Source organism: Bradyrhizobium sp. Rc2d (assembly GCF_900099855.1).
Taxonomy (GTDB): Bacteria; Pseudomonadota; Alphaproteobacteria; order Rhizobiales; family Xanthobacteraceae; genus Bradyrhizobium.
In genome coordinates this window covers 55,328-74,790 of record NZ_FNCU01000019.1, presented here as the reverse complement: position 1 = coordinate 74,790, position 19,463 = coordinate 55,328, and the positions used below count along the sequence as shown (strand labels likewise).

Sequence of the window (19,463 nt, the reverse complement as noted above, 5' to 3'; positions counted from 1 at the left end):
GCTTGGAGTGGAGACGACGGCGCTCACGCGCCGCCGAACCTCCAGACGGGGATGCCGAGCCGCTTCGCCTTGTCGGCGAGATTGTCCTGAATTCCCGTGCCCGGGAATTGCATGACGCCGATCGGCAAGAGTTCGAGCATGGCGTCGTTGCGCTTGAACGGTGCTGCCTTGGCGTGCTTCGTCCAGTCGGGCTTGAAGGCGATTTGAGGCACCTTCCGGTTAGTCGCCCACTTGGAGGCGATCAGTTCGGTCCCTTTGGGAGAGCCACCATGGAGCAGGACCATGTCGGGATGCTTGGCATGAACCTTGTCGAGACGATCCCAGATGAGGTGATAGTCGTTGAAGTCGAGTCCGCCTGTGAGTGCGATCTTCGGGCCCGGCGGCAACATGACCTCGGTTTCGGCGCGACGCCTGGCCGCGATGAAGTCGCGGGAGTCGATCATCGCTGCGGTCAATGCGCGGTGATTCACCAGGGATCCCGACCGAGGGCGCCAGAATGACCCAGTGTGTATCTCAAAGCGTTCGATGGCCTGATCGCGGAAGAGCTCCAGGCAGTTGCGGCGCTCGATCAGTGTGATGCCTTCCGCCGTCAGGCGTTCGAGTTCGACCGATCGGACTTCGGAGCCGTTCTGCTCGCGCTGGCTCTTTTGTTGCGCCTGTTCGTTGTCGTCGAGTTGACGTCCGATGCGGTCGACGGCCCGATGGAATAGGTTGACGGTCGACCAGAGCAGATCATTGAGGTCCGGCTCAAGCCGCGTGTCGCTCAACGTCGCGACCAGGGCATCAAAGATATCTGCGACGGCGTGGGCGATAATCCTGCCCTCGGGAAGCGGCCGTGGATCGGGCTGGTCGTCGAAAGGACGGTAGCCGAAGAGCTGTAATTCGGTGAGGATGTGGTCAGTTGGAGAAGAGGTGTGCGGCGGTTCGATGTCGTCGTGGTCGGTCATGGAAGAGGTCCTTTGCCGGATCGGCCGCGCCCATCGCGGCCTTCGTGGCGATCACTCAGACGGCGGGCGGAATGGGTCAGAACCCGAAAGGGGCCGGAGCGGCAGCGGAGGATGGCGGAGGCCGGCTATTTTGCTTCGCGATGCAAAGCGCGCCGGCCAGATGGATAATTTGTCTTCGTGTTGCCCGCGCGCGGCGGAAAATAGCCGGATGTAGCCATTGCCGGCCCGGGCCGCTTGCCGTCCGATCGCCCTCTAGAAGGCCGAGGACGCGTGCTCTTCCGGAAACGGCCTCTCGATGATCGATCTGTCGACTTCGATCGAGGCACCGGAGCTATCCAGCGGCTACCGTCGATGAGTGCAGGAAACGGGCGACGTCCTCTGGGACGAGTTGACGCCGTATCGCTTCTCGGACGGCATCGGAGCCGAAGATTTGCAAATCGTCGTTGAAGTCGCCGACCCGCGGCGATAGCGGGATCAATTCAATGCTGACGGCTTGCGCGCGCTGGGTGAGAATAGCCTGTGCCGCATCTCCTGCGGCATCGGCGTCGCGTGCGATATAGAGCCGACGCAGGCCAGTCGGCAGCAACATAGCTGCGAGGTGGTTGGCCGAAAGCGCAGCTGCCATCGGCAACGTCGGCAACACGTGCCGCAGCGACAGCATGGTCTCGATACCCTCACCAGCAACGAGCACATCGTCTACCGCACCAAAGCGAACGGCGTTGCCGAGCAGGTCGCCCATGGCACGTCGTGGTGTGTCAAGCGGAGCCTTGCCAAGCCGCTTCCGATCAAACCTATCTGGATCGAGCCAGGTGCGGTGCACACCGGTGATCCGTCCATCGAGGTCCGTGACGCGGGCAATCATCGCTGGCCAGGTCTCGGTCGGCGAATGCTCGTTGGCTCGATAGTAGCATCGTGGGTGGAAGCGCAGGCTGCCACCATCGTGGATACGCGCTATCCCACGACGGTGCAAATATGTTTCGACCGCCGTCCCTCCAATCGGGTTGGACATCGCAAAGAGCCGGCGGGCAGCTTTCTGCGATCCTGCCAGCACTGTTGGACGAACGAGTTTCGGGGTAGATTGCCGCTCAGAACGAGGTAGCTTCAGAAAGCGCCTCGCCTCCTCGGCGACCTCGCGGAAACTCCGCAAAGCCAGACTTTCCCGGATGATGTCGAGCAGATCGCCATGCGCCGCGGTCGCAGCATCAATCCACTTGCCAGCTGGGCCTTTAGGTGATTCCTGGAGGCGCACGAACAGCGAGCGCCCGGGCGTGTTGTGGACGTCACCGACGACCCAGTACCGACCCGACCGCTTGCCATTGGACAGATAGTGTCGGCACACCGCCTCAGCCTCGCGCGCGAGGCGGCGTGCCAGTTCGCAAGGCTCGCGGGACATCACGCAGCCTCCCGCTCGCCGATGGGTGCAGGCGGATAGCTGGCGAGCACTTTCGACTGGATCTCGATGCCGCTTGCGTCCGTGGGCACGAACATGAGCAGCTCCCAGGAGATGATCTCGTCTTCAAGGACGCCGCCCTCGCGCACGACAAAACGAACCGCTTGCGCCTTCGCCCTTCGCTTCTGCTTCGTGAGAAGTCCTAGCGCGCGATAGCGAAGGCCGTCCGCCGGCACCTCAAACATGCCAGTATCATTGGCTTCCGCCTCCACAATCGGCCATACGTTGAGGCTCTGCAGCAGCGTACGGTGTGTGATACTTTTGGCGAATTGCTCGATCGAAATTCCGGCCTTGAGAGGCCGAACCTTCGATTGTCTGAGGACCAGTTTGTTGAAGCGGATGTCGCGCGAAGGCGACAGGGTGATCTTTTGTACAGCCTCCGTCATCTTGGTTCTCCACGACGGGCGGCCGGGAGCCACTCTCTCGGCCTCCAACCCATCGCGAAAACCGCCGCACCCCTTTCACTCTCCTCCCGCCTCCCGCTCCGCTCGCGGTCATCATGTCGAACGCGGGCTCCGGCAAGACTCCAACGAGCTAGTTCATGAGCTTGCTGGCTTTTGAAAAAGTCCTCACAATCGCGCGATTGTCGTCGTCGAGGGCAGCCGTGTAACCCGCCACGGCAAGATCGGCGTCTGTATCAGAGAATGCGAACTCTGCGACGCAGACCGCAGCGCCCGATTCTTGATGGGATTGAAGCGCCTTGGGCTGCAGGCGCGGCTAGGCGCGCGCCAACGGCACGTCGCCTCAACCAAAAATGGCACCCGGAGAGCGTGAGCATAGCGACCCGAAGGGGCACGCGGGTCCGAGTGCAGCGACGAGATCGGTTCAATAGCGGCACCCGGGAACGGGGCAGTGATAGCGATCGCCGCAGGCGAGCCCCTTTCCCGAGTGCCCCCGGCGAGGAGCACCGCTAGTCTTTGCGCGAGGGATCAACGCCGCAGGCCGAGACGCAAAGCGGCTCGGTTCACGAGAGCCCGGTGCGGCGGCAGCCGCACGCGCGCAAGCGAGGGAATCCGCCAGTCGGAGAACGAAATTTCCTAACGCGCACTGCTCTGCGTTCCACAGATCCTGATCTGGAGCATGGGAACATGTTCTTTAGTTCTTCTCACCCGAACCGGTGTCGTCTCTGGTTACAAATTCGGCTTTGAATCGACCGGCTGCCTCAAGCGTGTAGCTACAGGCCGTCAACTCGCGGCTGGCCTATGTAATGAGGTGGTCGGGAATGACCGGATGGATCGAAAAATAAGCGGCCGAGCACCTATTCGAATTTGCCATGCTTCGACAAGAGCCGGTCTGGTGCAGCGCGCACATCCAAATTCCGACACCGGACAGCGCTCCGATATACTTAATGCAAGTCCACCGGCGACTCTGTCGGAAAAGCCATTGATGATGCATCTAAAGCAGTTGACTGCCTGCTAGCGGCCCCCGACGACCGCCAACGGCGATACTGACTATGTCCACTTTTGGGGATCCTGCCGATCAGAATTGATTCTCCTCGAGAACTGCACGCCAAGGTCTCCTTTTCGCGCGCTAACTTCGCCTATCCCCCGCTAGGTCGCACTGCGCAGTAGAGCGAAAAAATCTTTGATCGTAAAAATCCATTTTATCACCCATGGCGACTACTCGCTCCACCGACCACGAGTAGAGATCATCTAGATCTTCCAGATCGGACGTCATTGTTCAGCGAATTCAGCTCTTGTTGGACCTAAGCGGGCCCCATCAGTGAGATCAGACCGCCCATCTTCACGACGCACAGCGCTGCCTGCTCGCTACCCACCCGCTGGAACCTGGCCAGCGATAATGAGAGCGGATATGGCGGCCGCCTACCTGGATTTTAAAGACACAGGCGAACTTGCGCGCGCGATCCGCCGTGGAGACGCACCGCCACCGATCAGCTGTCGTGGAACAGGACGGCTGCGGCAGCCAGTCTGGTCGAAGGCGACCATGGACCACTTCGCCGCACCTATTGGAAGAAGTGACGCCAGGGAGCCGGAGGATCTCTTATGTCTGGTATGATCTCAGCTGATACGGCACCAAAGCCTCCTCGATATTGTCAACGAAAGCTGTTGGCGAACAATACGGTGGCTTATTATTTTTCCCCGCCAACCTGGGCTCGTCGGCAGGGCTGCGATTTGAGCCCTGAAGCTTTAGGGAGCGATTATGCCAGTGCCGTCGAACGGGTAGAGAAAGTCCTCTTGCCCGCATTCGAGAGTTGGCGCTCACGGGGTCTAAGTGACATGATGCCGGCCTCTCCCGAGCTCGGCACGTTCGATTGGTTAATCGGCATCTTCCAAGATCACCAGAAGTGGGGCGAAATCGAAAGCACCACTCAGCGTCAGTACAAAAAGAGTCTCGCGCTCTTTGCCAATCACGAGCTTAAAGACGGAAGTCGCGTTGGGTCGAAGCAATTGTCCGATTTCACGAAGGCCTTCGTCGACGCAGTTTATGGAAAGCTGCTAGTCGTAACAAAAGTACGCAAGAATGGAGACGTCGTCGTCCGCGAGCGTCGTCGCTATGCAAATGTGGCCATGGCGAGCTGCCGACGCGCCTGGTTCGTTGGCCAGCGCGCCCAAGAAAAAGTGGTACCGGCGAGCAATCCATTTTCACGGATGGGATTAAGATCACGTGCGCCCGGCCAGCCCATACGGCCCACACCAACCGCAACTTGGGATGAACTGGTCGCGTTCAGGGCTGCCGCGAAAAGGCTCGACTATCGCTCGATCGCAACTGCTGCTTTGTTGTCATGGGAATGGCTGCAGCGGGAGCAGCACGTGTTTGGCTCCTTCGACATGTCGCACTACCGTCCTAGCGAACGGGCAAACAGCGTCAGGATCGTGCACCCAAAGAATGGAGAGGAAGCCTGGTGGCCATTATTAGATGAAACGGGCGCCCCTCTGTTTCCTGAACTTATGGACGAGCTCGACGAGATTAAAAAGACCTCGCTCCCGGGCCTGGTATTCCGGCGTGACCATGCCCATCGTCGGTCGGCAACCCCGCTTCCATGGATTACGCCACGCAAGGACCTGCGTTATTTGCGCAGCGTGGTAAAAAAGATCATCGCGGAGGCCGGCCTTCGTCAGGAACTTTCCTTTACTTCCTTCCGGCACGGAGGCTTCACCGAAGGTGCCGACAGCGATCTCACGGACGCAGAGTTGCGCGCCGCAGGCCGTCATAGATCAAGCCGCCAACTGCCAACCTACGCCAAGCGCACCGGGAAGCAGTTGATCACGGCCACAAAGAAGCGTCGCGAGGAGCGGACAAGATCACTCCTTATTCGACTAAGCGCCGATCATTCCGCGGAATAGCGCTGCATTGAACGACTACAGCATCCAACCGTGCCCGAAACGATCGCCTATTTTCCCGTCCACAATGGCAAGCGCTTCTCGCTGAACGCCTTCAAGCCCTCCTTGGCATCCTCGGTCATCGCAAGCAGCGCAATCTGGCTTTCGGTGTAGGCGATGCTCTCGTCGAACGACATCGAGGCGATCGCGCGCATGGCGTATTTGCCGCGGCGGATTGCGGTCGGCGATTTGTCGACGATGCGGCCGATCAGCCATTCGACCTTGGCGTCGAGCTCGGCCTTGGGCACGACGTAATTGAGGAGGCCCGCGGCCTGCGCCGCCTTGGCGTCGAACGGCTCCCCCGTGAGCGCCCATTCGTTGACGAGCCGCGGCGGCGCGATGCCCTGCAGCAGGCTCAGCACCTGCATCGGGAACACGCCGACCTTCACCTCCGGCAGGCCGAAGACGACGTGGTCGGCCGCAACCGCCATGTCGGTCATACACAAAAGGCCCATGCCGCCGGCCATGCAGACGCCGCCGACCCGCGCAATCGCGGGCTTAGTGGCGTTCTGTGACAAGCGTAGCAGATCGGCATAGTCGACATTTGGTTTGGAATGATCCATTGCGAAAGCCGCGCCGGAATTCTGCAGGTCGGCGCCCGCGCAGAACGCCTTGTCGCCCGCGCCCGTCAGCACGATGACGCGGACGTCCTTGTCGTCATGCGCGTCGCGATAGCCCTTGGCGATGCCGGCGATCACCTCGCCGTTCAGCGCGTTGCGTTTCTCCGGCCGGTTGATGGTGATCCAGAACGCCTGCCCGCGCTTTTCGGTGACGACAGCTGTGGTGTTGGTCATGACACGCTCGCTTCCTTGGCTCCGTTTTGCTATCATTTGCGGCAGCTCGGGCAGCGCGCGCAAGGGCAATCTGCTACGAGGCGCCGCTTTAGCGCCTCGACACAATATGCAGGAGGATCAGCGTGCGATCACGCTTCAATCCGCGAGCGCCTTCCTGATCCAGACCTTGTTGTCGTGGAAGGCAGCCCCGCCGATCGGCGCGATGGTGTCCGCGCCCGTCAGCATGTTGATGCCGCGGCCGCCGATATGACCCTTGTTCGGGTGAACGGATTCGGCGATCAGCACACCGCGCCGCACGCCCTCGAACAGCGTTGCGACCAGCGTGGTCTCGCCGCGGCCGTTGCCGAGTGTCACCGCATCGCCATCGGCGATATCGAGCGCGGCCGCGTCGAGGGGATGGATCATGACGCTGGCCCTGCCCTCGCGCGCCTGCGAGGACGGCGTCTCGTTGAAGGTGGTGTTGAGGAAGCTGCGCGACGGGCTGGTCGCGAGCCGGAACGGATGGGCCTGATCGCTGTGCTCGATCACCGCCCAATGGTCCGGCAGCGCCGGCATCTTATCGAAATCGCCCATGGTCTGACCGAATGGCGGGTGCGCCCAATCCGCCCTGAAATGGAATTTCCCGTCGGCATGGGCGAAGCCGTCGAGATAATGCGAGGTGCGGAAATCCGGCTGCAGGTCGCGCCAGATATCAGCTTCAAGGCCGGCGATGTCGCCGTGATTGCTGAGCCTCAAGGTCGCGTCGATCAATTCACGGGGCGTCATCTCGAAACCAGGATGCTTGGCGCCGAGCCGCGGCGCCAGCGCCTGCAACACCTCGTGGTTGGAGCGGCATTCGCCGGGCGGGTCGATCAGCTTTGGCCCGACCGAGATGTGCTGGTGGCCACCGCCGTAATAGAGATCGTCATGTTCCATGAACATAGTTGCCGGCAGCACGATATCGGCCATCTCGGCGGTCTCGGTCATGAACTGCTCGTGCACCGCGACGAACAGATCCTCGCGAGCAAAACCCTGCCGAACCAGCGCCTGCTCCGGCGCAACCGTCATCGGGTTGGTGTTCTGAATCAGCATCGCCTTGATCGGGCCCTTGCCCTGCAGGGCTTCGGCATCGCCGGTGAGGATGCGGCCGATCTGCGACTGGTCGAGGGCGCGCGTGGATTTGTCGATCGCGTCGTGACCTTCAATGATGGATTCGTTGAAATGCCACAGCGCGTAATTGTTGAAGAAGGCGCCGCCGCCTTCATATTGCCAGGCGCCGGTCACTGCGGGAATGCAATTTGCCGCGTGCATCTGCGTGGCACCATTGCGGCTGCGCGTAAAGCCGTAGCCGAAGCGGAAGAAGGTGCGCTTGGTCTCGCCAACCGCCTTGGCGAAGGCCTCGATCTCCGACACCGGCACGCCACAAATGGCGGACGCCCATTCCGGTGTGCGCGTCTTCAGATGCGCCTCGAACTCATCCGGGCAATCGGTGTATTTGTCCATATAGGCGCGGTCGGCATAGCCATCGCGGAACAGGACATGCATCACGCCGCAGGCGAACGCGCCGTCGGTGCCGGGCCGCAGGATGATCTTGATGTCAGCCTGCTTCATGGTCTCGTTGTCGTAGATGTCTACCGCCGCGATCTTCGCGCCGCGCTCCTTGCGCGCGCGCGAGGCGTGCGTCATCACGTTGACCTGGGTGTTGACGGGATTGGTGCCCCAGATCACGACGAGGTCGGACAGCGCCATCTCGCGCGGATCGACGCCGGCGATCTTGCCGGTGCCGATCGCGAAGCCGATGCGGGCGACATTGGCGCAGATGGTCTGATAGAAGCGCGAATATTTCTTCACATGGGTGAGGCGGTTGAGGCCGTCGCGCATCACCAGGCCCATCGTGCCGGCGTAGTAATAGGGCCAGATCGATTCCGCGCCGAACTCGCGCTCGGCCTGATTGAAGCGATCGGCAATCTCGTCCAGCGCGTCGTCCCAGGAGATCCGCGCGAATTGCCCGGAGCCCTTCGGCCCAATGCGGCGCATCGGAAACGTCACCCGCTCGGGGTGATGGATGCGCTCGGCGTAGCGGGCGACCTTGGCGCAGACGACCCCGGCCGTATAGGTCTGCTGCTTCGAACCGCGGACGCGGCCGATGCTGCGGCCTTCGATCACCTCGACATCGAGGGCGCAGGCCGAGGGGCAATCATGCGGACAGGTCGAATGGCGGATTTCGATCTTGGCGTGCTGGTTCATGGCCAATTTCGTAACACCAAAATACCCGTCAGCCGAGGGCATTTATCCGGCAATGCCCATGCGATTTGCTCAGATCACGTGCGCGGCCGGTTCCTGCCGCGACTGCGAAGAGCCGCGCAGCCACACCGAGACCGTCCCGATATTCCCGGCACGATCGGCTCTGTGAGCCGTCGACAGTCCACATCCCCTGCCGCTACAGTGCCGACCAACAAGAACGACATCAGGGAGGTGGGCATGAAAGCCCGAAGATTCGTGCTGCTGGTCGCCGTCGGCCTGCTCGGCGCCTTCTCCGCAGCTCCCTCATTGGCACAGGATTATCCCACTCGTGCAGTCCGGATCGTGGTGCCCTTTGGCGCCGGTGGGCCGGCCGACGTCGCGGCCCGGCTGATCGGTAACGTGCTCCAGGAGAGCTTCGGCCAGCCCTTCGTGATCGAGAACCGAACAGGAGCAGGTGGCGTCATCGGCACGGTCGAAGCGGCGAAGTCGCCACCCGACGGCTACACGCTGCTGATGATGTCCAACACCCAGACCGCGAATGAATCGCTGCTGACACCCGACAAGCGCAAATACGAGCTGATGCGCGACCTCGCGCCGATCGCGCCGGTGAACTATTCCGATCTCGTCATCGTGGTGAACCCGCAAGTCGCAGCGAAGACGCTGCAAGAGTTCATCGCGCTCGCCAAGGCGCAGCCGGGCAAATTGAACTACGCCTCCTCCGGCCAGGGCACGCCCTATCACATGGCCGGCGAGCTGTTCAAAGCCATGGCCGGCGTCGGGATCGTCCACGTGCCCTATCGCAACAGCGGCGAGGCGCGCAGCGGCGTGATCGGCGGACAGGTGCAGATGATGATCGACGCGGTGCCGGCAATGGCGCCGAACATCGGCGAGAACCAGGTGCGCGCGCTCGCCACCACCGGCAAGCAGCGCTCGGCCGTGCTGCCGAACGTGCCGACGGCGATCGAGGCCGGAATGCCAGGCTATGAGGCGACGATCTGGCTAGGCCTGATGGCTCCCGCGGGTACGCCGAAGCCTGTGATCGACAAGCTCAATGCGGCCGTCAACGCAATGGTGAAGCGGCCCGACATCGTCAAGCTCTGGACAGAACAGGGCGCCGTGCCCATGTCGATGACACCGGAACAGTTCGAAAACTTCCTGCGCGGCGACATCGAGAAATGGGCCGACGTCGTCAAGAAGTTCGATAAGTCGTGAGGCCTTAGCGCGAGAATGCCTGCCATTCAATTCCAGCTCAACGGCGCAGCCGCTACTGTGGATGCCGATCCGGATCGGACGCTGCTCGACGTGCTGCGCAGCCGGCTCGGTGTCACCGGTGCGCATTTCGGCTGCGGTGCCGGTGAGTGCGGCGCCTGTTACGTCATGGTCGACGGCCGCGCGATGGCGTCTTGCGACATGCCGATGTGGTCGGTCGCGGGCAAAGACGTCGTCACGGTGGAGGGCCTCGGCACGATCGAGCAACCGCACCCGCTGCAACGCGCCTTTATCTCCGAACAGGCGATGCAATGCGGCTATTGCGTCTCGGGGATCCTGATCAGCGCGGCGGCGCTGCTGAAGCGCAATCCGTCACCGACGGAGGCCGAGGTCAGAGCCGCGCTGGATCGCAATCTGTGCCGCTGCGGATCGCACAATCGCATGGTCCGCGCCGTGCTCCGGGCCGCGTCGGAGATGGCGACGTCATGAGCGTGCCGCCCCCTGCCCCGAAACTGCCGGTCAGCCTCGCAGCCAACCCAAAGCTGTCGTCCTGGGTGCGGTTCACCAGCGAAGGCCGCGTGGCGATCTCGCCCGGCAAGGTCGAGATCGGCCAGGGCATCGTCACGGCGCTGGCGCAAATTGCGGCGGACGAGCTCGATGTTGATATTGGGCGCATCGAGATGATCCGCGCCTCGACGGCGATGAGCCCGAACGAGGGCGTCACCTCGGGTAGCCTGTCGATTCAGCAATCCGGCCGCGCGCTGCGCCAGGCCTGTGCCGAGGTGCGCCGGCGCTTCCTCGCCGCTGCATCGGAGCGTCTCGGCGTCGATGCGGCGCTGCTCGGCATCGACGACGGAACGATCTCGGGACCGGGCAATGTCAGGACCAGCTATTGGGAGCTGGCTGGTGAGGTTTCTCTTGATCACGACGCGACCGCGAGCGCGACAGCGAAGAGCACCGCCGAGCGCGCCCTCGCCGGACATTCCGTCCAGCGGGTCGACATTCCCGACAAGGTGTTCGCGCGGCCGCGCTTCATCCACGACTGCGGGCTACCGGGCCTTTTGCACGGACGCGTGCTGCGGCCGGAGGTTTCGGGCGCCAAATTGATTGCGTTCAATGAGGAGGCTGCGCGCGCTGTCCCTGGCCTCGTCGCGATCGTCCGCGACGGCAGCTTTGCCGGCGTGGTTGCCGATGGCGAGGCCGCGGCGGAAGCCGCGGTGAAAACCTTACGCAAGGGCGCGGCATGGTCGGCCGGCGATCCGCTGCCCGATGAAAATGATCTGGCGGGCTTTCTGAAGAGCCAGCCGGTCGAGACCACCATCATCGACACCAGGACAGCGGCGACGGAAAGGCCGGCCCAAACCCTGAGCCGGCAATACACCCGCCCCTACATCGCGCACGGCTCGATCGCGCCGTCCTGCGCCATGGCGCAATGGGATGGCGATCGCATCCATGTCTGGACCCACAGCCAGGGTGTCTATCTGCTGCGCGCCGATCTCGCGATCGTGCTGAAGCTGCCGGCAGAAAACATCGTCGTCGAGCACATGGAGGGCGCCGGCTGCTACGGGCACAATGCGGCCGACGATGTCGCGCTCGATGCCGTGCTGCTGGCAAAGGCTGCCGATGGCCGTCCGGTGCGGGTGCAATGGTCGCGCCACGACGAGATGACCCATGCGCCGTTCGGCGCAGCCATGGCCATCGAGGTCGAGGCCGATCTCGATGCCGACAACGAGATCACCGGCTGGCGCCATGCGATCTGGAGCAATGGCCATGCGGCGCGGCCGGGGCGCGCGGCGCAGCCGGCGCTGCTTGCCGCAACCGAGATCGCAAACCCCTACCCGCGCATGATCTCGTCCAACCCGCCGGCTGCGAATGGCGGCGGCGCTGATCGCAACTCCGTTCCACTCTATGATCTCCCGGCCTGGACGATCACGAGCCACCGGCTGCTGACGATGCCGGTGCGCACCTCGGCGCTGCGGACCCTCGGCGCGCAAGGCAACGTGTTCGCCATCGAGTCCCTGCTCGACGAGATCGCCGCCCTGCGCGGCGAGGACCCGATCGCATTCCGCTTGCGTCATCTGCGCGACGAGCGCGCCAAGGACGTCATCCGCGCCGCGGCGCGACGTGCCGCGTGGAAGCCGCAGAAGCGAACCGGCATCGGTCACGGCGTCGGATTTGCGCGCTACAAGAACATGGGAGCCTATTGCGCCGCGATTGCCGAGATCGAGGGCACCGACGACATCCGCGTGAAGCGGCTGACGCTTGCTGTCGATGTCGGCGAGGCCATCAATGCGGACGGTGTCATCAACCAGATCGAGGGCGGCGCGATCCAGGCAACGAGCTGGGTGCTGAAGGAGCGTGTCCGCTTCGATCGGACGCGCATCAATTCGACCTCCTGGACCGACTATCCGATCCTGAGGTTCAGTGAGGTGCCGGCGGTGGATGTCGAGATCATCCACCGGCCGGAGATCGAGCCGGTCGGCGCCGGTGAGGCCGCGCACGGCCCGGTGACGGCAGCGATCGCCAATGCGGTTTACGATTGCCTCGGCGTGCGCGTGCGCGACCTGCCGATCACGCGCGACAGGATCATTGCAGCCATGGAGCTTGCATCGTGACGACAGTGAACATTTTGAGCGGTGGCGCAGCGCAGGGCCTGGTACGCGGCCTTACCGACGCGTTCAAGGCGCAGACCGGCCTCAGTGTCGACGGCGAGTTCGGCGCGGTCGGGTTCATGGCCGACAAGCTGCGAGCGGGAACGCCGGCGGATCTCGTGATCCTGACGCAAGCGCTTCTTGCCAAGCTCGCCCAGGAGAAGCTCGTCACTCCCTCCTCGATCGCCGATGTCGGCCGAGTCGAGACTGCCCTGGCCGTCCGCAGCCGCGATCCCAGGGTGACGGTGAAAAACGAAGCCGATTTGCGTGAGGTCCTGCGCTCCGCAGATGCCATCTACGTTCCGGACACGAAGGCGTCCACGGCGGGACAGCACGTCGCAAAAGTGCTGGATCAGCTCGGCATCGCCTATGAGGTTGCCTCGCGTCTGAAGATCTTTCCGAACGGCGCAACCGCGATGCGGGAGCTTGCGGCGTCCACCGCGCAAAGACCGATCGGCTGCACGCAGGCGACCGAGATCATCGCGACCGAGGGCATCGCGCTGTCGGGATCTCTGCCGCCCGGCTGCGAACTCGTGACAATGTACACGGCCGGCGTTTCCGCGTTGGCCACGCACCCAAACGAAGCGGCCGCCCTGATCGCGCTGCTGACCAGCGCAGACCGGAAGGAGCTGCGCCAGCGCGTGGGCTTTACCGGCTAGATGCCGATGACCGCCCTATTTGTGCAGCTGGGTGAGGCCGGTCGGCGGCCCATCGACGGCAGTCCAGCCGCCATCGACGAACAGCGTGCTGCCGCTGACATAGCTTGCGGCGTCCGAGGCGAGATAGGCGACAGCGGTGGCGACCTCGTCGGCGCTGCTCCAGCGATTGAACACGGTGTGCCCGGCGTAGAGATTGTAGATATCGGGGCGCTGCTTGAACGGGCCGGTCAGCGCGGTCTCGGCGATGCTCGGCGCAATCGCATTGACGCGCACGCCGGCATGGCCCACCTCGGAGGCAAAGCCCTTCACCAAAAGGCCGATCGCCGCCTTGGTCGAGCCATAAACGCCGAGGCCCGGCTCGATGGTGACCGCGCGCACCGAGGAGCAGGCGATGATGCTGCCGCCCTTCTGCTCGACCATGATGCGGCCAAAAGCCTGGAAGAACCAGACCGTGCCCTTGACGTTGAGGTTCAGGACGCGATCGAGATCCTCCTCGGTGTAGTCGAGGATGGTCTTGCGGATGTTGAGCCCGGGCGTCGTCACGGCGATGTCGAGCCGCGGAAACTTCTGCATCACGGTTTTGGCCAGCGCGTTGACGTCCGCAGCGCTCGCGGCGTCGCAGCTAGCCGCTTCCGCCCAGCCGCCCTTGTCGCGAATGCCGGCGGCGGTCGCCTCCGCGGCGTCGAGCGCGCGATCGGCGCAGACGACGCGGGCACCGAGCCCAGCCAGCGCCTCGGCGGACGATTTGCCGATGCCGGAAGCGGCGCCGAGGACGACTGCGGTCTTGCCGGTGAGATCGAAGAGCTTGCGATAGTCCGTCACTGATGGCTTCTCCCTGGTGCTGCTAGCCCTTGTAGCCCATCAGCAGGCGCGGCAGCCACAGCGAGAATGCAGGGACGTAGGTCACGAACATCAGTGCTGCGATCAGCGCGGCATAGAACGGCAGGATGGTGCGCATCACGGCGCCGACCGAGATGCCGCCGATGGCGCAGCCCACGAATTGCGTCGTTCCGACCGGCGGGGTGTTCAGCCCCAGGGCGCAGTTGATCAGCATCAGCATGCCGAACTGCACCGGGTCCATGCCGGCCTTCATCGCGATCGGCAGGAAGATCGGGGTGCAGATCAGGATGGTCGCGGCCATGTCCATGAACGTGCCGAGCACGAACAGGATGACGTTGATGAGCAGGAAGATCATCCAGGGCTGCGTGGAGACCTTGCTCATCATCTCGCCGGCGAGGTCGGCGACCTCGTAGAGTCCCATCAGGTACTGGAACATGGTGGAGACGCCGATCAGCAGCAGCACCACGCCCGTCGTCTTCACCGCCTTGGCGGCGGCGCGCAGGAAGTTGCCCCAGGTCATGGTGCGGTAGATGAAGAAGGTCAGCAGGATCGTGTAGGTGACCGCGACGGCTGCGGATTCGGTTGCCGTGAAGACGCCGGACAGGATGCCGGCCAGGATGATGCCGACGATCAGAAGGCCGGGCAGCGCGGCCGCGAGCGAGCGGAAAACCTCGGCCCAGCCCGGAAACTTGCCGGCCGGATAGCCTCGCTTCACCGCGACCGCGTAAGCGGCGACCAGCATGCAGACCATCAGCACGAGCGCCGGTAAGAGGCCGGCGGCGATCAGCGCGCCGATCGAGACCTTGCCGCCCGCGGCCAGGGCATAGATGATCATGTTGTGGCTGGTCGGCATCAAGGCTCCGACCAGCGAGGCATGGGTGGTGACGTTGACGGCGTAGTCGGTGTCGAAACCCTCCTTCTTCATCATCGGGATCATCACCGCGCCCATCGCCGACACGTCGGCGACGGGCGAGCCGGAGACGCCGCCGAACAGGGTGCAGGCGACCACGTTCGACATGCCGAGCCCGCCGCGGATGTGCCCGACGAGATTCTTGGCGAGCTGCACGATCTTGTCGGCGACGCCGCCATGCAGCATCAGCTCACCGCTGAAGACGAAGAACGGGATGGCGAGGAACGAGAAGATGTTCATCCCCGACATCATCTGCTGGAAGATGACGGCGACCGGCAGGCCTTCGTAGAGGATGGTGCAGATTGCCGAGAGGCCGATCGCGAACGCGACCGGGACACCGAGGATCAGGAAGCCGAAGAAGGTGGCGCCGAGGATGATCAGTTCCATGAGGGGACGACCTCTTCGCCGCGCAAGAGAGCAATGATGTGCTCGATTGAAAAAGAGATGATCAGGATGCCGGAGGCGATCAGCGGCACGTAGCGGATCACCTCAGGCAGGCCGAGATTGGGGATCTTCACGGTTCCGACCGACGCCCCGAGGATCCAGCCATTGTAGGCCATCGCAATGCCGAACACGGCCACCAGGACGTGGATCACGAGCTCGACCTTCTCCCGCATGTGATCCGGAAGCATCACCAAGAGACTGTCCATGCCGATGTGTCCGGCATCGCGCACGCCGACGGCGGCGCCGATCAAGGTGACATACAGGATCAGGACCAGCGCGAGGTTCTCCGTCCAGGTCGGGCTGGAATTGAGCACGTAGCGTCCGAACACCTGGTAGAACACGATGACGACGATGACGAGCAGGCCGGCCACGGACAGATACATGCCCGCACGCGCGACGGGGGCATTGATCCGCGACAGCAATCCGGTGGACGGGCGACCAGTGACCGCCTCGTGCTCGTGGCTTGCGACGTGTGGGTCTGTCATCCCGCGCCTCCCTCGCGAGGGTCCGGTGCCGCAACTGGGCGACTCCGGACCCGACACCGCTGTGTTTACTTCGTGTCCTGGATGCGCTTGACGAGGCTCTGGAGCTTCTCGTCACCGGCGAACTTCGTGTACACCGGCTTCATCGCGTCGACGAACTCCGCCTTGTTCGCGATGGTCACGACCTGAACGCCGGCGGCCTCGACGGTCTTGCGGGCGGCCTGCTCGCGCTCGTCCCAGAGCTTGCGCATGACGGGCACCGATTCCTTGGCCGCCTTGCGGATCATGGCCTGATCATCCTTGCTCAGAGTGTCCCAGACCTTCTTCGACATCACGAGAACTTCCGGCGCCAGCGAGTGCTCGGTGACGTTGTAGAACTTGGCGGCCTCGAAATGGCGCGAGGACTCGTAGGATGGCCAGTTGTTCTCGGCAGCGTCCACGAGGCCGGTCTTGAGCGCGGTATAGACCTCGCCATAGGGCATCGGCGTCGGGTTGGCCCCGAGGCTCTGGATCATGCCGACCCACAGGTCGGATTGCTGGACGCGGATCTTCAGGCCCTTGAGGTCGGCGAGCGACTTGACCGGTGCCTTGACGGTGTAGATGGACCGGGCGCCGCTGTCGTAATAGGCAAGTCCGACCAATCCCGCGGGCTCCATTGCCGCCAGGATCTCATCGCCGATGGGACCGTCCAGGACGGTGCGCATGTGCTGCGTATCGCGGAAGACGAAAGGCAGGCACAGCGCGATGGTTTCCGGCACGAAGTTGTTCAGCGGCGATGCGTTGATCCGCATCATGTCGAGCGCGCCGATCTTGAGCTGCTCGATGGTGTCCTTCTCGGATCCCAGGGCTCCGTTGGGAAACACCTTCACGCCGAGCTTGCCGCCGCTCGCCGCCGCGAGCTGCTTGCCCATGAACTTGACGGCCTCGACGGTCGGATAATCGGCAGGGTGGACGTCGGCGGAGCGGAAATCGCGCGCTGTCGCCAGGGGCGCTGAGACCGCCAGTGCAACGGCTGTGATGATACCGGTGAGCGTCTTCATCTGGGCTTTCCTCCTGGTCGACTGGGTTGATTATGTCGTTGTCGGGCCGGCTGCAGGCCGCCTTGGGTCGCCCCACTTCCGGTGTGAAGTCAAGCGCCAATGTCGTCCCTAGGGCGGGCGGCATTCTGAGTCCAAGCCAAATCCAGCATTGATCGATGCAAGAGTTGCATCGATCAATTTCTGGCGCAATTCGCATTAGGTGGGGTACGGCACTCGCTCGACGTCGCCGGCACGTGACTTGACGCCACCTACGGAGCCCCCTCAACATGTTCGAAACAGCGGACCATCTCGAGGGAATGCCCATGCCGCGGAAGCTGATCGATATCTCAGTGCCGCTCCGAAACGACGTGACGGCCGATCCGCCCGGCAACCATCCGACGATCCAGTACATCGATCACCAGCAGGGCCTGCCGCGCATGCTGCAGTTCTTCGACGGCCTCAAGGCGGAAGACCTGCCGGATGGCCAGGGCTGGGCCGTCGAGCAGGTCTCGCTGTCGACCCATAACGGCACGCATCTCGATGCGCCCTGGCACTTCCATCCGACCATGAACCGCGGCGAACGGTCATGGACGATCGACGAGGTGCCGCTGGAATGGTGCTTTCAACCCGGCGTGAAGCTCGACTTGCGGCATCTGCCCGACGGCTACGTGGCGAGCGCCGACGATGTCGAGAAGGAGCTGAAACGGATCGGGCACACGCTGTCGCCGCTGGAGATCGTCGTCATCAACACCAGCGCCGGCGCGAAATTCGGCCAAGCCGACTACGTCAATTCCGGCTGCGGCATGGGCTATGAAGCCACCATGTACCTGCTCGAACGCGGCGTCCGCCTGACCGGCACCGATGGCTGGAGCTGGGACGCGCCGTTCGTCTACACCGCGAAGAGATACGCCGAAACAAGGGATGCCGGCGTGATCTGGGAAGGCCACAAGGCGGGACGGCACATCGGCTATTGTCATCTCGAGAAGCTGCACAATCTCGATCAATTGCCCTCGACCGGATTCATGGTCTCATGCTTTCCGGTGAAGATCGAACGCGCCTCCGCAGGCTGGACCCGCGCGGTCGCCATCATCGATAGCTAGAGCGGATGAGATCAGTTCGATCGCTAAAACGGAGGTGCACTCCCTCGCCCGCTTGCGGGAGGGGCTGGGGAGAGGGTGTTTCCGCGATGGGATAATCCCCTAGAGGAGAAAGCCCTCACCCGCGCCTTCGGCGCGACCTCTCCCGCAAGCGGGAGAGGTTGCACCGAGCCCGCGGCAATCGATTCAACCTAAGGCCATTCCGCTTTAGGCGGACGGCGTCACTCGCCGGCGAGACCGCTCTCGGCGAGTTCGCGCAGCGCATCGGTATCCAGCACGACGATGGCGCCGTGCTCGAGACGAACCCAGTTGCGGCCGGCCCAGGCGCGCAATTGCTTGTTGATGCTCTCGCGCGTCATCCCCACCATCTCGCTGATCTCCTGCTGGGTGATGGCGAGCGTGCCGCTGCCGGAGTCGAGCTTGCGCTCCTCGGTGAGACCGAGCAGCGCGCTGGCGAGCCGGCCCGGCAGGTTCTGGAGGATCACCTGCTCGACCTGCTGGCTGGTCCAGCGCAGGCGCGCGCAGAGCAACTCGATGAATTTCATCGCCAGCGCCGGCTGGCTCTTCACGAATGGCAGGAAGTCCCGGCGATCGATGATGTAGAGCTCGCAATTGGTGTTCGCGGTGGCGTCGGCCGACCTGGGCGCGCCGTCGAGCACCGCAATCTCGCCAAAAATTTCTCCGGGGCCGATCAGATTGAGAATGGCATTCCGCCCATCCGGCGACGAAGAGGAGATCTTCACCGTGCCCGTGACCACCGCGAATAGATTGTTACCGGGATCGCCCTTGGCGGCGATCGTCGCGCCACGCTTCACGGTGGTGTGCTTGGCATAGCGGCAGAGTTGATCGAGCGCCTCCGGCTCCAGATCCGCGAAGATCGGGTGCTTGCGCAGCACCGATAGTTTGTTGCCCGCTGACTGTCGGGGGTCGCCGGTCTTGTCCTGAGGCACGCCGCTGGGCTCCTAAGACTGCGAGGCATTGGGGTTCCTGCGTAGTCAACGTTATCAGGCTTTTCAACCGGAAAGCACGGGCGCCGTTTTAGGCAAATGCCGCGAAAACGCCGTGGTTTAGGCGGAAGGCACCATCCGAAGGATGCGCCGATGCATTTGGACCGACGCAGAGTTGCAGATTGCGCAAGTCGTGATTGCGTTGAGGCGCTGCCGCACGGCCAGAGCGCTGGACGAGCGTCGGCGGTCGGCGCGTCAGATCGGACGACGATCTCAGGAGCTTCAGCGCTTAGAATCCGGGTCGAGCCGGCCTGCGCTGGTCTGCCGGTCCGCCCAAGCCAAGGCTGCGGCGAAAGCGACGAAGATCGCGACGACGACGACAGTCACCAGCAACGCGTCAGCCGGCATCATGCTTCTCCCGGATTGTCTGAGGCATTATTTTGCGACGGA

Annotated in this window: 16 protein-coding genes and 1 pseudogene; 6 read left to right on the top strand and 11 right to left on the bottom strand. The window is 63.2% G+C overall.

Annotated features, from left to right (window positions below; translation table 11 throughout):
• Positions 1 to 23: 23 nt before the first annotated feature.
• The 3 genes and pseudogenes from BLV07_RS23425 to BLV07_RS23415 all read right to left on the bottom strand — a co-directional run.
• The gene (locus BLV07_RS23425) at positions 24 to 947 is read right to left on the bottom strand and encodes a DUF2493 domain-containing protein (protein WP_091890053.1); all 924 of its coding nucleotides are present in this window, start codon (positions 945 to 947) and stop codon (positions 24 to 26) included.
• 331 nt (positions 948 to 1,278) lie between these two features.
• Positions 1,279 to 2,340, bottom strand: a complete 1,062-nt coding sequence (locus tag BLV07_RS23420; protein WP_091890051.1) for a DUF7146 domain-containing protein — start codon at positions 2,338 to 2,340, stop codon at positions 1,279 to 1,281.
• Between the two features lie 107 nt (positions 2,341 to 2,447).
• Positions 2,448 to 2,783, bottom strand: a pseudogene (locus BLV07_RS23415) (ParB N-terminal domain-containing protein); the annotation flags it as partial.
• Positions 2,784 to 4,463: 1,680 nt separating this feature from the next.
• Between BLV07_RS23415 and BLV07_RS23410 the strand changes: the two are divergent.
• Complete coding sequence (locus tag BLV07_RS23410) at positions 4,464 to 5,702, top strand: site-specific integrase (RefSeq protein ID WP_143035478.1); 1,239 nt, start codon at positions 4,464 to 4,466, stop codon at positions 5,700 to 5,702.
• A gap of 47 nt (positions 5,703 to 5,749) precedes the next feature.
• On the opposite strand, the gene BLV07_RS23405 is transcribed toward BLV07_RS23410, so the two are convergent.
• Positions 5,750 to 6,532, bottom strand: a complete 783-nt coding sequence (locus BLV07_RS23405) for an enoyl-CoA hydratase/isomerase family protein (RefSeq protein WP_091890278.1) — start codon at positions 6,530 to 6,532, stop codon at positions 5,750 to 5,752.
• A 135-nt stretch (positions 6,533 to 6,667) separates the two neighbouring features.
• A complete protein-coding gene (locus BLV07_RS23400; RefSeq protein ID WP_091890045.1) occupies positions 6,668 to 8,758 on the bottom strand; it encodes a molybdopterin oxidoreductase family protein in 2,091 nt (696 codons plus the stop codon).
• A gap of 234 nt (positions 8,759 to 8,992) precedes the next feature.
• Here BLV07_RS23400 and BLV07_RS23395 point away from each other — a divergent pair, with 234 nt between their 5' ends.
• From BLV07_RS23395 to BLV07_RS23380, 4 genes are read left to right on the top strand one after another with little or no spacing between them, the layout of a single operon-like run.
• Positions 8,993 to 9,967, top strand: coding sequence for a Bug family tripartite tricarboxylate transporter substrate binding protein (locus tag BLV07_RS23395; RefSeq protein ID WP_176945711.1), 975 nt, complete (start codon positions 8,993 to 8,995; stop codon positions 9,965 to 9,967).
• A gap of 15 nt (positions 9,968 to 9,982) precedes the next feature.
• The gene (locus BLV07_RS23390; protein WP_091890041.1) at positions 9,983 to 10,453 is read left to right on the top strand and encodes a (2Fe-2S)-binding protein; all 471 of its coding nucleotides are present in this window, start codon (positions 9,983 to 9,985) and stop codon (positions 10,451 to 10,453) included.
• Positions 10,450 to 12,579, top strand: a complete 2,130-nt coding sequence (locus BLV07_RS23385; protein ID WP_176945710.1) for a xanthine dehydrogenase family protein molybdopterin-binding subunit — start codon at positions 10,450 to 10,452, stop codon at positions 12,577 to 12,579. Before BLV07_RS23390 ends, BLV07_RS23385 begins: the two co-directional genes overlap by 4 nt.
• Entirely contained in the window at positions 12,576 to 13,274 is a 699-nt protein-coding gene (locus tag BLV07_RS23380; protein ID WP_091890038.1) for a molybdate ABC transporter substrate-binding protein, read from the top strand. The genes BLV07_RS23385 and BLV07_RS23380 overlap by 4 nt, the downstream gene beginning before the upstream one ends.
• A 15-nt stretch (positions 13,275 to 13,289) precedes the next feature.
• Here BLV07_RS23380 and BLV07_RS23375 read toward each other — a convergent pair whose 3' ends face one another.
• The 4 genes from BLV07_RS23375 to BLV07_RS23360 all read right to left on the bottom strand — a co-directional run bounded on the left by BLV07_RS23375 (position 13,290) and on the right by BLV07_RS23360 (position 16,990).
• A complete protein-coding gene (locus tag BLV07_RS23375; protein WP_091890035.1) occupies positions 13,290 to 14,096 on the bottom strand; it encodes an SDR family NAD(P)-dependent oxidoreductase in 807 nt (268 codons plus the stop codon).
• A 22-nt stretch (positions 14,097 to 14,118) separates the two neighbouring features.
• Positions 14,119 to 15,411, bottom strand: coding sequence for a TRAP transporter large permease (locus BLV07_RS23370; protein WP_091890032.1), 1,293 nt, complete (start codon positions 15,409 to 15,411; stop codon positions 14,119 to 14,121).
• The gene (locus BLV07_RS23365; protein WP_091890029.1) at positions 15,402 to 15,953 is read right to left on the bottom strand and encodes a TRAP transporter small permease; all 552 of its coding nucleotides are present in this window, start codon (positions 15,951 to 15,953) and stop codon (positions 15,402 to 15,404) included. The genes BLV07_RS23370 and BLV07_RS23365 overlap by 10 nt, the downstream gene beginning before the upstream one ends.
• 65 nt (positions 15,954 to 16,018) lie before the next feature.
• Entirely contained in the window at positions 16,019 to 16,990 is a 972-nt protein-coding gene (locus tag BLV07_RS23360; RefSeq protein ID WP_091890026.1) for a TRAP transporter substrate-binding protein, read from the bottom strand.
• Positions 16,991 to 17,292: 302 nt separating this feature from the next.
• Here BLV07_RS23360 and BLV07_RS23355 point away from each other — a divergent pair, with 302 nt between their 5' ends.
• Positions 17,293 to 18,069: a cyclase family protein gene (locus tag BLV07_RS23355; protein WP_091890268.1), complete on the top strand. Its 777-nt coding sequence runs from the start codon at positions 17,293 to 17,295 to the stop codon at positions 18,067 to 18,069.
• Between the two features lie 218 nt (positions 18,070 to 18,287).
• Here BLV07_RS23355 and BLV07_RS23350 read toward each other — a convergent pair whose 3' ends face one another.
• A complete protein-coding gene (locus BLV07_RS23350; protein ID WP_091890023.1) occupies positions 18,288 to 19,016 on the bottom strand; it encodes a Crp/Fnr family transcriptional regulator in 729 nt (242 codons plus the stop codon).
• A 279-nt stretch (positions 19,017 to 19,295) separates the two neighbouring features.
• Positions 19,296 to 19,424, bottom strand: coding sequence for a hypothetical protein (locus BLV07_RS49770; protein WP_256477624.1), 129 nt, complete (start codon positions 19,422 to 19,424; stop codon positions 19,296 to 19,298).
• Positions 19,425 to 19,463 lie beyond the last annotated feature (39 nt).

Bases quoted from the DNA above. Each gene is read 5' to 3' on its own strand.
- BLV07_RS23425 (WP_091890053.1), bottom strand. From the start codon at position 947: ATGACCGACCACGACGACATCGAACCGCCGCACACCTCTTCTCCAACT.
- BLV07_RS23420 (WP_091890051.1), bottom strand. From the start codon at position 2,340: ATGTCCCGCGAGCCTTGCGAACTGGCACGCCGCCTCGCGCGCGAGGCT.
- BLV07_RS23405 (WP_091890278.1), bottom strand. From the start codon at position 6,532: ATGACCAACACCACAGCTGTCGTCACCGAAAAGCGCGGGCAGGCGTTC.
- BLV07_RS23400 (WP_091890045.1), bottom strand. From the start codon at position 8,758: ATGAACCAGCACGCCAAGATCGAAATCCGCCATTCGACCTGTCCGCAT.
- BLV07_RS23395 (WP_176945711.1), top strand. From the start codon at position 8,993: ATGAAAGCCCGAAGATTCGTGCTGCTGGTCGCCGTCGGCCTGCTCGGC.
- BLV07_RS23390 (WP_091890041.1), top strand. From the start codon at position 9,983: ATGCCTGCCATTCAATTCCAGCTCAACGGCGCAGCCGCTACTGTGGAT.
- BLV07_RS23385 (WP_176945710.1), top strand. From the start codon at position 10,450: ATGAGCGTGCCGCCCCCTGCCCCGAAACTGCCGGTCAGCCTCGCAGCC.
- BLV07_RS23370 (WP_091890032.1), bottom strand. From the start codon at position 15,411: ATGGAACTGATCATCCTCGGCGCCACCTTCTTCGGCTTCCTGATCCTC.
- BLV07_RS23365 (WP_091890029.1), bottom strand. From the start codon at position 15,953: ATGACAGACCCACACGTCGCAAGCCACGAGCACGAGGCGGTCACTGGT.
- BLV07_RS23360 (WP_091890026.1), bottom strand. From the start codon at position 16,990: ATGAAGACGCTCACCGGTATCATCACAGCCGTTGCACTGGCGGTCTCA.
- BLV07_RS23355 (WP_091890268.1), top strand. From the start codon at position 17,293: ATGCCGCGGAAGCTGATCGATATCTCAGTGCCGCTCCGAAACGACGTG.
- BLV07_RS49770 (WP_256477624.1), bottom strand. From the start codon at position 19,424: ATGATGCCGGCTGACGCGTTGCTGGTGACTGTCGTCGTCGTCGCGATC.